Genomic DNA, 13,307 nt, shown 5'->3' on the forward strand with positions numbered 1-13,307 from the left:
AAAACTAATTTATAGCAATATTTACAAATTAAACAATTAAAAATATAAATAAAATCGTGAATGTTTCTTACAAAACCTCATGAAATGAAAGGACAGATTATGAGAAAAAAAGATATTTTAGAATTAAAAAAAAGATTAAAAAAAGATGACTGTACATTTACAAAGATGTGCGGTTGCTATGTAAATGGAGAAAAAAACATAATATTAAAGTTTAATGAGACTTTTTTAAATCTAGATGAAGATGAATTTTTTAAATACTTAGAAATTGCTAAAAAAACATTATCAGGTACTATTGGAAACAACCTTTTAAATCTTGAATTTCCTTTTGAGCAAGAAGAAGAAGGTGGCAGACAATACGATCTTATGAAACTTAAAAGAAGCTGTCTTAAGGATGAAGCACTTCTTGATGAATTTTATAACAATGTTATAGATAACTATGATTATGAAGGTAATTTCTTAATACTTCTTTTCCATGATGCTTATGACGTAATAATTAAAACAACAGACAATTCAAAACTTGATGAATCTGAAGAAGTTTATGAATATATTTTATGTGCTATATGCCCTGTATCACTATCAAAACCTGGGTTAAGCTATCACCCTGAAGAAGATAGAATTGGTGCAAGAGAAAGAGACTGGGTTGTAGAAGCACCTTCAAATGGATTTATATTTCCAGCTTTTATAGACAGAGGTTCAGATATACATTCAGTTATTTATTACACAAAAAATCCTAAAGATACTCATCCAGAACTTGTTGAAGGAACTTTAGGTTGTGAACCTGTAAGAACTGCTGCTGAACAAAAAGAAACATTTACAAACATAATAAAAAATGCTGTAGGCAGTGATGATGAAAAATCTGATAACTTAATCATGGAAATTCAAGATACATTAAATACTATGATAGATGACCATGAAGCAATAAATGGTACAGAAGCAGAACCAAAGCTTCTTACAAACAATGCAATATCAGATCTTCTTGTTGAAAGTGGTGTACCAGAAGAAATATGCGCAAAAATTGAACAATCATATACTGAAGAATTCGGAGATACACCTCCTGTTGCAGACAATTTATTAGACAGTAAAACTTTAGCTAAAAATGAACAAAGAAAAAAGGAAAAGAGACTTGAAAAACAAGTAGAAATATTAAAGAACAAGCTTGAAAGAACTCAATCTGCCGCAGAAGCTTCTTCTGTGGAAAATAACACTGATTTAGAATCGCCAATTGACGAAACTACAGATGAATATATTGATAATGCTATGGAAGATGAAGCAGTATCTATATTAAAGACTTTAAACAATGATGGTAATCTAGATGAAAGCTCTAATGCTCTACAATCTGATAATGAAACTTCTGAAGCGGCTTCTGATTTAGATTCTGCTGATAATTCTAACAATAAAGATAATTCAAATTACGATATAGTTTTAAAAGTTAAACCAGAAAAGGTTGAACAAATTAAATATCAAATAATCGATGGTAAAAAATATCTTGTAATCCCTGTAGATGATGATGAACAAACCAATGTAAATGGCGTAGACAGGGTTCTTTAATCTATAAAAATTAAGCGGTTATAAAAAATAGCCGCTTAATTTTTACCCTACCCATACCTGAAGATACTCCAGTTACATCTCCTAAATCTCTATATTTCTTTTAATAATCAGCATATTATAAATATATTTTAATTTTACAAAACTGCTGATAACAGTTACTGTAGTAACAAAAACTAATATAGCCTCAATTAATTCTCCACTATAAATATAATCAAAATAATTAAAAGTAACTACTATCAATGGAATTACATAATAAAATCCACTCGCAAGAGTTCCTAATAAATCATAAAAATAATTCTGCCCCTTATTGCCTTTGAATTTAACTTTTGATTTCAGTAGTCTTGAACTTAATACAAATTCTAAAAACTTATATACAATCACAATTATGAAGTAAAAATTAATTAAATCATAAACACATAAAGTAACTAATCCAGCAAAAATATATACAAAATCCAAGTAAATATCTAATAACTGCCCTATTTGTGTTGCTACTTTATATCTTCTTGCAAGCTTTCCATCTATAAAATCTGAAAAAATAATTAGCATGGATATAATAATTGAGTTTAATCCATATGATTGTTCTTTTGTATTTAAATAATATATTAAATTATATATAAACATAAATATTAATGGGATTCGCACTAAAGTTATAGTATTAACCAAACAGAATGCATGAATATTTCTAATCTTATATAATTCTTTAATCATAAAAATACTTTGAAAATCATACTATCCAAGTATGCTTCTAACTTTATTTATAGGTGCATTTTTATCTACATCAAAATCTGATTTTACCACTTTAAATGCTCCAGTTGCTTTCCCATTGAAACTATCCATAAATTCCTTAGATTCATCCTTATCATTAAGATTTCCCACACAATAGCAGATTACCTTTCCATCACCATAATTAACAATAGAATCTGCATATTTCTTTATCTGTGAAGATGTTTGAGATGCATATACTGGTGAACCAAATAGTATAAGATCATATTTTGAAAGGTCTTTTTCTAAATAATCACCTGGCTGATTAAGTACAACATTATAACCATCCTTAACTAATCCTTCTCCTATGGATTGAGCCACTTTATCAGCATATGATGACCTTCCTTTTTGATATACTATAATTGCATTTTTTTTACTAGAGTCATTTCCAAGTTTTATAGGATTATTTTTGTTTTCTGCATCATTTGCTTTGCATATCCAGACAACACTTATAAATGCTACGGCTATTACTGCACCAACTATTAACAATACTTTTTTCACATGAAATCACTCCTATAATTTTAATTTTTCTACTTGAATATTTTTTTCTATTTCTTCAATTCCTTCGTAAACTTTGCATAATAGATTAAATAGATTTTCCATCTCTTCATCATTGAGTTTTTCAAACATCATATGAAGTATCTGCTTTTGTACCTCTGATCTTGTATCAAAATAATCCCTTTTAGACTTATGAACCTTGACCTTTTTGCTGGCAGGCTGTTTTCTTATATATTTTAGATAACTGCTTATTTTATCATCCTCTTCAAGAGCATCCAATGTATTCAATCTTATAGCTAATTCTTTATTAGTGTACAAAGCATGGATCTGCTTATGACAGTTTTCACAGAGCCATGCCACTTCTCCATCTTTGCCACCTTCTTCTCTAGGTATAAGGTGATGTTCTGTAACCTTTGGAACTCCTTCTCTTTTACATAATTCACATACATACGTATACTTCATTATGATCATCCCTAACGATTTATATTTTGATTAAAAGCCTCTTTCTTTTAGTTTTTTCAAAATATCTACATAACATTCACAAACATCATAGCCTTTTATATCTATCCTCAATAAATCTATAACATCACCGTGGGAAATACCTTTATTATCTGTTTCTATAAGACCTAAAAAATCTCCCCACTTTGCAGATTCTACTCCAACTAATCCATCATTTTCACCGTCAAAAGTTTTTGCAAGTAAATAGCCTGCATTTAAAGGAAATGGAGAGGAGAGTACATTTTTCATCTTAGATGTAATACTCTGATATAAAACATCTTCTGAATCTACAACTTTATTATTAAACTCTCTGCACTTTTCTGCTGTAAGGTCTGTTACTCCACCTAAAAAATCTGGATTTTTATCACCAAGTTTAATAAATGTCTTATTGTAATTCTGCGCAACAAGTTTTTTAAATTTATCTGGTATTTTATCTAATAAAAAATCAACATATCTACATCCCCTATGAGGCGTATTAATTGTTGTAAGAGATGCCACATATTTTGATAGGCCTAAACAGCTTATAGCATATCTTGAATCAAGACCTCCTTTTGAATGAGCTATAATATTTACTTTTTCGCATCCTGTTTCATTTATTATCTTCATAATATTTTCTTTTAACTCTTGTGCACTTTTGCTTACAGAATTTGATGACTGCTGATGTCCATAATATATTTCTGCTCCATTTCTAATTAACTCCTTTGGAATCCTGCCCCAGTAATTTATAAAAAGCCAGTCTCTAAAGAATATACCATGAACTAATACAACTGGATATTTAGTCTTACAAACTTCACTTTCTCTTCTCTGCTCATTTCTAAACATCTTTTCTTTCTCTAAATAATATTCATATCTGACTTTTTTATATGAACTCCTTAAAATAACAATATTTATAGCTGGAGCCCACCAAAAAAGTATAATTAGTATTCTGTTTATAATTCCTAAGTTTCTGGATGTAAACATCATTCTAATAAATCCATTTACAAATGGGATAAACAATGTAATTATGGCTATTATGCAATTGATAATTAATATTTCTTTATCTATTTCTAAATATTTAAATAAAACTTGTGAAACATATAAGATTATTTCTATAAATGCAACTAATGCACAGTCTACAACAAGAGTATATCCACTTCTCATAATACTTAATCTTCTACTTAGTTTTTCCTTTGATGATGGTACAACATTTACGTATAAATAAGCTCCTAACAAAATAACTATAATTAATACATAAAAGGTACTACTAGTAGGTAATACTCTGATTATAATTAAACTATTCATAAGTGCAAAAAATATTATAATATTTCTTATATGTGTCCAGAACTTTCCTTCAGGGTACACTTATTTCACTCCTTCAGTTAATATTTATACTTATATATATTTGATTTTAATAATATAATAACAACTCCTTTTTAAAAAATAGTATTATTTCTCCTATTCTCTAACATAACCTAAATTAAAAAGCTTTATTTATATTTAAAGTCTTTTACCTAACTTTTTATATAAATAAAGCTTTTAAACTCATATTAAATTAATAATACTTATTCAATTTTATATATAAACTTCTATTTCTTTTAATTTAATGCAATTTGAGCAAACTTCTTTTTAAGACTCGCTCTATAACATAATAATACACTACATACAGCTCCAAACATTCCCTGTAAAAATTCAAATGGAAGCTTTATCATAGCAGCTTGAATTGTACTGTATACAAATGCACGTCCTAAAGTATATCCTACAACAAGAATTATTACGCCAAGAGATACTCCAATAATGGCTCCCATTTCTTCACGATTTTTAAATATCTTATTTACACATAATGAAATCACTACTGCCTGAATTCCATGAGTTATAAGTGATACGAACATTGGTGCTGGATAAAAAATCATATCTCCTAAAAATGCACCTACTCCTCCAACTAGAAATGCTGATAAAGGATCTAAAATAATGGCTGCTGTGCAAATAACAACATCATTTAAATATAAATGTCCTCCTGGTACTGGTATACTAAATGAACTTAAAACTATGTTCATAGACATGAATAATGCCGTAAAAGTAATCCACTTAACTTTATTATTAATCTCCATATTATATTCTCCTCTTTCCTTAATACTTATTGCAACAAGTACTAAAATGATTCAATGCATTGTTATTATTTGTAAAAGTTATCTTTTTTACATACTATCACAAAATCACAACTACTCAAAATGTATGGATACAATATAATATTCTCAAAATTACTCTTATATATACTCAAAATAATAAAAAGTGACATTAAAATATTATGTATTAAGTTCATACTTTACTCACTAATTATATATATCAGAAAATTCAATATGGAATCTTTCAATTTTTGAATTTAAAAACTTACTTGATGTACTTTTAGATTCATCATAAACTATCTGTTTTTTAGGAAGTTCTATACAGAATTCCGTTCCATCTGTTACTTCTGTATTAGCATACACTATACCATCATGCATTTCTACTAATGACTTTACAAGTGAAAGACCTATTCCACTACCTTCTCTTTTTCTAGTTAATAAATGTTCTGCTTGAGTAAATCTTTCAAATATCCTTTTAGAATCTTCTATATCAATAGGCTCTCCATCATTTTTTATTTTTATCATTACTTTATTGCCATTATCTATCTCATCAACTTCTACATATATATTTCCATTAGATGATGTAAACTTCATTGCATTTGATAATATATTTAGTATTATTCTTTCTATTTGATTTGGATCACAAGCAGTTATTATTTCTTCTTTGCTTGTATCAAATGTAATATTTCTCTTATTATCCTTCATATATATAGCTACCGATTGAATTATATTTTCAACCACTTCAACTATGTTATAATTCCCCATATTTATTTCAAAAAAGCCTCCTTCTATTTTAGTTATATCTATCATATTATTGGCTAATTTTAAAAGTCTATATGAATTTTGCTTTATACTTGATATGTATCTGTAGAACTTATCGATATCAGGATATTTTTGATTGGTAATCATAAAATCAGTTATAACCTGTATAGTCGTTAGAATAATATTTATTGGAGTTTTAAATTCATGAGATAAATTTGCAAAAAACTCAGTTTTAAGTCCTTCTAATTCAACTATATGCTGTAACTCTTCCTTTTCTTGTTTCAACTTTTTAATCAAGCTTATATCATTAGCTGAAATCATATAAATATTATCAGCTAAATAATTAAGATTTGCACTTACAGTTACCCATTTGTTGTTTTTACATAAAAGGCCAAAGGAAACTTTATGAGATTTTCTATGATAATCTGATAGAATGTTCTCAACTTTACTTCTATCTTTAGGTGTAATCAATTCTAAATAATTTATTGAATTTAAATCCTCAACAGTCCATCCTACGACTTCGTTAAATTTTTTACTTGTTTCAAGCCAAACTGTTTTATTACCTTCTTTTTTAGCAAGTGCATAATAATCAATAGCACTATCTATCATAAGTTTTAACTTTTTCTGTGAATCACTTCTCATAGTTAATTCTTTATTTAAATTGTCTGTAAGTATCTTTTTATTCTGCATAAAAGACACTACAAGAGATGCACATTTTATATACTCTTCTTTAGTTTCTACAGGCATATCTTTATAATAAATATGTATACATCCTAATAATTTATTGCTATTTTTTATTAAATATATGTACTCAACTTCATTATTTTCAAGTCTATTAACTATTCTACACTTATCATTATTATTATAACTACTTTCAATTTCTTCTGTTATTATATATTCAAGTGGAAATAGATTTTTTGAATTTCCTAGTTTAGTATTAATCTTCATGGTATTTAGTTCATTATCGTAGAAATATAGCGATATACAATCGCACTTTGTAATATCTGTTAACTTTCCTAGCATCTCTTTGTATAATAATTCATCATCTATACTCTGTGGTCCATTCATAATATCGGCACATTTCTCAATAATATATTTTGATACTGATTTATCTCTTTCAATAACTCTTGATACACCACATATTAATTTTTCTTTTGCCCTACTATCAATTATTATAGTTTTAAATACTTCATTTTCAATTTCAACATTGTCTTTAATTATTCTATCTTCAATAAATGTTGATGTGCCATTTTCTAAAGTTATCTTATCTCCTTCACGACATAATTTTGCGAGCTTTTCACTTCTAAAATCAATATCATATTTTCCTATAATCTCTTCTCTTTTTATACCAGTATTTTTTTCAATTTCTTTATTCACATATATATACTTTCCATCTGAATTTTTTAAAAATACTTGAAATGGTATGCTATCTAAAATTTGTTCCAAATCTTCTATGGTATAATTTCTAGTTTTTACTCCATTATTACTCATCTCTTTACCCCTTATAATTTATCAATTAAATTATCACAAATTTACTTTTTTATTACATATTATATTTTAGCATATTTTTCATTTTTTCAACATATTTTCATAAAAAAATATCTTATTTTTATTAAAATATCATATTTTTTACTAATTAAAGAAAAAACAACCATCAAGAACCTTATTCTTTAATAAAAATAGCAAGCAATATCTTTATTACTACCTTATAATAATCTTTAATAATAAACTGCATAACAACAAATAAAGTTCCTATAAGAATACTTTTTAATAGTATTTTTATAGGAACTTAATATAATATTTATTATATTAAATTTCAATAACTACCCATGTTTATCTTAATTGATTTTAAAACAGTATCTGCGTTTTAATTATTAAAAACACTCTTTAAATTTTTAATTATATATATCTGAAAATTCTATATCAAATCTTTCAATTTTAGAATTAAGATTCTTCTGTAATATATTATTGGAATCTGAATCTGACACACTTCTTATAGGTAGTTCTATGCAGAATTCTGTTCCTTCTTCAATTTCCGTATTAACATATATTTTTCCATCATGCATTTCCACTAAAGACTTTACAAGAGCCAAGCCTATACCACTACCTTCTCTTTTCCTAGTTAATAATTGTTCCGATTGAGTAAACCTATCAAATATCTTTTCAGCATCTTCTGCATCAATAGGTTCTCCATCATTTCGTACTTTTATTATCAGTGTTTTACAATCATTTAAAAAATCAATATTCACATATATATTTCCATTAGATGATGTAAATTTCATCGCATTAGATAAAATATTTAATATTATTCTTTCAATTTGATTTGGATCACATGCTGTAATTATTTCCTCTTCAACTGTATCAAATGTTATATTTCTCTTGTTATGTTTCATATACGAAGATACTGATTGAACTATATTTTCAACTACTTCAACAATATTGTAATTTCCCATATTGATTTCATAAAACCCACCATCTATTTTAGTTATATCAATCATATTATTTGCTAATTTTAAAAGTCTGAATGAATTTTGCTTTATACTTGATATATATCTATAAAATTTCTCATAATCAGGATACCTTTGATTTGCAATCATAAAACTCGTTATAACTTGTATAGTTGTTAGAATAATATTTATTGGTGTCTTAAATTCATGGGACAAATTTGCAAAAAATTCAGTTTTAAGACTTTCAAGTTCGACTATGTGCTCTAGTTCTTCTTTATCTTTTTTAAGCTCTGTAATAATACTTATGTCATTGGCTACAACCATATAAATATCATCTGCTAAATAATTTATATTTGCATCTAATGTAACATATTTTCCATCCTTACACAAAAGTTCAAAACACACCTTACAGCTTCTTTTACGATATGCTGATAATATATTTTGTACTTTTTTTCTATCTTTAGGATGAATAAACTCCATGTAATGCGTAGAATTTAAATCATCAACAGTCCATCCAATAGTATTATCAAATCCTTTGCTTGTTTCAAGCCAGATAGTCTTATCTCCATCACTTTTAGCAAGTGCATAATAATCAATTGAGCTATCTATCATAAGCTGTAGCTTTTCTTGTGAATTTTTCCTCATCTGTAGCTCTTTATTAAGATTGTCTGTAAGTATCTTTTTATTCTGCATAAATGATAATACAAGACATATATATTTTACAAATTCCTCTTTAATTTCAACAGGATCATTTTTATGATAAATATGTACACATCCTAATAACTTATTACTATCCTTTAAAAGATAAATATTATTTACCCCACCATTATCAAGTCTACTAATAATAGCACAATTATTATTTTCAAAATATTCACTTTTCATTTCTTTACTTATTATGTAACTTTGCGGAAATAATCTTCTTTTATTGCCCAAATTAACATGCATATTCATTTCATTTAAAGTATCATCATAAAAATATAAAGCTACATTATCAGCTTTTGTTCCCGCTTTAAGCTTCATCAATATTTCAGTATGTACAACTTCACTGTCTATAGTCTGTACACCATTCATAATATCTCCACACTTTTCAATAATATAATTAGAAACAGTTTTATCAACAGTTACAAACTTAGCCGCACCACATATTAATTTTTCTTTTGTTCTACTGTCAAACAATATTGTTTTAAATAATTCATATGCAGTTTCAATATTTCCCATAACTAACTTATCTTCTATAAAGGTTGCTTTCCCTCGCTTTAATACTAATTTATCCCCATCTGTGCATATTTTAGCCATTTCCTTGCTTCTAAAATCAACATCATATTTTCCAATAATATCTTCTTTTTTTAATCCTACCTTATCTGCTGCTTCTTTATTTATATATTTATATTTTCCATCAGCTTCTTTAAGATAAACTTCATAAGGAATACTATCTAAAATCTGTTCTAAATCTTCTATAGTATAACTTCTAGTTATAACTTTATTCTGGTTGTTCATTGCTTCCTCTCCTAAATCTATACCCTACAATCATGTAGTTTTTCAAACAAATAATATCAATATAATTTATTATATGTAATATTTTAGCATATTTTTCTCTATTTAGTCTATTTTCTCCAAAAATACTAACTGTTCAGCAATAGAAGATAATTTTTTCAAATTTATTATATTATACGTATACATAATGTCATTTTTTTAACTTTACAAATACAAAACTAATTTATTTCTAATTTCTCACTTATTACTCTTTTATACAAAACATAATTTTGCAAAAAAAAGAAATGGTCAAAATATAACCACTTCTTTCTTGCATTCATTCAACTACAATTTCATAGCCGCATCAAAAGCTGTTCTGCCAACATTGATGATACTAAACATTAAATAACATATCCTCATAAGTTGGCATTGGCCAGAATTCTTTATCTACAATTGTCTCAAGCTTGTCTGCATCTCTTCTTAATGAATCCATTTGAGCAAATACTTCATATCTATACATCTTAGCTAATTCAGCCATATCTCCATTAAAGTTTTCAGCTTTTTCTACTACTGTTTCAAGAAGTTTGATATTTTTATTTAATGAAGCTGCTAAAACTGAAACATCTTTTAATAAATCTGCTTGTACAGAAGTATCTGTGTCAAGGCCAGTAGCTTTAATAGCATTAATTGACTCTGCTAAGTTTCCTTCAAATTTAAGTACTGAAGGTAAAATTTGACGTTTAGCTATTTCAAGTGTTGTTAATGCTTCTATATTTATTGTCTTAGTATAATTTTCAAGCATAATTTCATAGCGTGCTGTAGCTTCTACTCTTGATAATACTTTATGTTTTTCTAAAACTTCAAGATTCTTATCAGCTATATAAGCTTGTGCCGCTTCAACTGTAGACTTAAGATTTGGAAGTCCTCTTCTTTCAGCTTCTTCTACCCATTCATCTGAGTATCCATTTCCATTAAATATTATCTTTTTATGCTTTCTAACTAAATCTGTTAATAAGGAATCTATTTCTGAATTTATGTCTGAAGCATTCTCTAATCTATCAGCAATTTGTGAAAGACTTTCTGCTACGATTGTATTTAATATATAGTTACAGCACCCAATAGAATCAGATGAAGCTACCATTCTAAATTCAAATTTATTTCCTGTAAATGCAAATGGTGATGTTCTATTTCTATCAGTTGCATCCTTAGGTAAATGAGGTAAAGTATCTACACCAATTGCTAAATCGCTAGATTCAATTGAACTTGTAGCTGTTCCCCTTTCAATTTGTTCTAATATATCTTCAAGCTGATCTCCAAGGAACATAGAAACTATAGCAGGAGGTGCTTCATTTGCTCCAAGTCTATGATCATTACCAGCATTTGCAGCTGAAACTCTTAATAAATCTGGATATTCGTCAACTGCTTTAATTACAGCACATAAGAATAATAAGAATTGCTTATTATTATGGGGATTTTTACCTGGATTTAATAGATTTATTCCATCATCTGTACTCATTGACCAGTTATTATGTTTTCCTGAACCATTGATTCCTTCAAATGGTTTTTCATGTAGCAAGCAGTATAATCCATGTTTAGCTGCTACCTTTTTCATTATTTCCATTGTTAATTGATTTTGGTCTGCTGCAATATTAGTTGTTGTAAATACTGGTGCAAGTTCATGTTGTGCTGGAGCTACTTCGTTATGTTTAGTTTTAGCATAAATTCCAAGCTTCCAAAGCTCTTCATCTAAATCTTTCATAAATGCTGAAACTCTTGGTTTTAAAACTCCAAAATAGTGATCATCTAATTCTTGTCCTTTTGGTGGTTTTGCTCCAAATAAAGTTCTTCCAGTTAAAATAATATCTTTACGGGCATCATACATTTTCTTATCTATTAAGAAATATTCTTGTTCTGGCCCTACTGTAGTAGTAACTTTCTTTGAAGTAGTATTGCCTAATAATCTTAATACACGTAAAGCTTGTTTATTTATAGCTTCCATTGAACGTAATAATGGAGTTTTCTTATCTAGTGCTTCTCCGTTATACGAACAGAATGCTGTAGGTATGCATAATGAACCATCTTTAATAAATGCTGGTGAAGTACAATCCCATGCTGTATATCCTCTAGCTTCAAATGTAGCTCTAAGTCCACCTGATGGGAATGAAGATGCATCTGGTTCACCTTGGATTAATTCTTTGCCTGAGAATTCTAATATAGCTTTTCCATGTTCAGCTGGGCTTATAAAAGCATCATGCTTTTCTGCTGTAATACCTGTCATTGGTTGAAACCAATGTGTAAAATGTGTAGCTCCTTTTTCAGTTGCCCAATCCTTCATGGCAGATGCAACTACATCTGCAACTTCAGGGTCTAGTGCTGTACCCTCTTCTATAGTCTTTCTTAAAGCCTTATATGTAGCCTTTGGAAGACGTTCCTTCATTACAGTATCATTAAATACATTTGTTCCAAAAAATTCATTAACTTTTTCCATACTTAATTCCTCTTTCCATATTTACTTATTGCATATACTTTATTGCTAAAAATAAAAAGGAGCCAAAGAATACGCATATACGCATATTTCCTTGACTCCATTGTCAACAACTTGTTTGAATTCAAATAATTTACTTACTATATGAATATAATACTTTATTTTTTAAAAATTTACAATACAAAAAAATGATTTTTTGAAAATTTTTCTTCATAATATTTTTTAAGATTTATTATCTATTTAAATACTATCCTATATAAAGTTATAAATCCTTCAAGTACTTTTCATATCCCCTACTTTCCATCTCACTTTTAGGAATAAATTCCAATGCCGCAGAATTAATACAATATCTAAGTCCACCTTTTTCTATTGGTCCATCCTCAAATACATGTCCTAGATGAGAATCTGCTTCTTCACTTCTGACTTCAGTTCTAATCATGCCGTGACTAAAATCTTGTTTTTCTTTTACTACCTTATCATCTATGGGTCTTGTAAAAGCTGGCCATCCACATCCAGAATTATATTTATCTCGCGATGAAAACAAAGGCTTTTTACTTACAACATCAACATAAATCCCCTCTTCAAAGTGATTATCAAACTCGTTATTATATGGAGGTTCTGTTCCACTTTCTTGAGTAACTTTATATTGCAAAGGAGTCAGCCTCTTCTTTAATTCCTCCTTATCAAATTTAGAACTTTCTTTATTTAAGTCTTTCATAATATCATTCTCCT

Annotated in this window: 10 protein-coding genes; 1 reads left to right on the plus strand and 9 read right to left on the minus strand. The window is 27.8% G+C overall.

The window, feature by feature from the left end:
• The first annotated feature begins 99 nt into the window (after positions 1-99).
• A complete protein-coding gene (locus HF850_RS02935) occupies positions 100-1,548 on the plus strand; it encodes a DUF4317 domain-containing protein (protein ID WP_169103991.1) in 1,449 nt (482 codons plus the stop codon).
• A gap of 81 nt (positions 1,549-1,629) precedes the next feature.
• Here the strand turns inward: HF850_RS02935 and HF850_RS02940 are convergent, their stop codons facing one another.
• The 9 genes from HF850_RS02940 to msrB all read right to left on the minus strand — a co-directional run bounded on the left by HF850_RS02940 (position 1,630) and on the right by msrB (position 13,293).
• Positions 1,630-2,256, minus strand: a complete 627-nt coding sequence (locus tag HF850_RS02940; RefSeq protein ID WP_169103992.1) for a CDP-alcohol phosphatidyltransferase family protein — start codon at positions 2,254-2,256, stop codon at positions 1,630-1,632.
• A 21-nt stretch (positions 2,257-2,277) separates the two neighbouring features.
• On the minus strand, positions 2,278-2,811 hold the full coding sequence (locus HF850_RS02945) for a flavodoxin domain-containing protein (RefSeq protein ID WP_169103993.1): 534 nt from the start codon (positions 2,809-2,811) through the stop codon (positions 2,278-2,280).
• Between the two features lie 12 nt (positions 2,812-2,823).
• Positions 2,824-3,270, minus strand: a complete 447-nt coding sequence (locus HF850_RS15980) for an HNH endonuclease signature motif containing protein (RefSeq protein WP_169103994.1) — start codon at positions 3,268-3,270, stop codon at positions 2,824-2,826.
• A gap of 30 nt (positions 3,271-3,300) precedes the next feature.
• Positions 3,301-4,647, minus strand: a complete 1,347-nt coding sequence (locus HF850_RS02955) for a triacylglycerol lipase (protein ID WP_347564389.1) — start codon at positions 4,645-4,647, stop codon at positions 3,301-3,303.
• A gap of 233 nt (positions 4,648-4,880) precedes the next feature.
• A complete protein-coding gene (locus HF850_RS02960) occupies positions 4,881-5,393 on the minus strand; it encodes an ECF transporter S component (RefSeq protein ID WP_169103995.1) in 513 nt (170 codons plus the stop codon).
• Between the two features lie 222 nt (positions 5,394-5,615).
• Positions 5,616-7,661, minus strand: coding sequence for a PAS domain-containing sensor histidine kinase (locus HF850_RS02965; protein ID WP_169103996.1), 2,046 nt, complete (start codon positions 7,659-7,661; stop codon positions 5,616-5,618).
• Between the two features lie 404 nt (positions 7,662-8,065).
• Positions 8,066-10,114 carry an ATP-binding protein gene (locus tag HF850_RS02970; protein ID WP_169103997.1) on the minus strand — a complete coding sequence of 683 codons (2,049 nt, stop codon included), beginning with the start codon at positions 10,112-10,114 and terminating at the stop codon, positions 8,066-8,068.
• A gap of 370 nt (positions 10,115-10,484) precedes the next feature.
• A complete protein-coding gene (locus HF850_RS02975) occupies positions 10,485-12,578 on the minus strand; it encodes a glutamine synthetase III (RefSeq protein ID WP_169103998.1) in 2,094 nt (697 codons plus the stop codon).
• Positions 12,579-12,837: 259 nt separating this feature from the next.
• Entirely contained in the window at positions 12,838-13,293 is a 456-nt protein-coding gene (msrB, locus tag HF850_RS02980) for a peptide-methionine (R)-S-oxide reductase MsrB (protein ID WP_169103999.1), read from the minus strand.
• Positions 13,294-13,307 lie beyond the last annotated feature (14 nt).

The organism is Clostridium sp. SM-530-WT-3G, assembly GCF_012843905.1.
In the GTDB taxonomy this organism is placed as follows: domain Bacteria; phylum Bacillota; class Clostridia; order Clostridiales; family Clostridiaceae; genus Clostridium.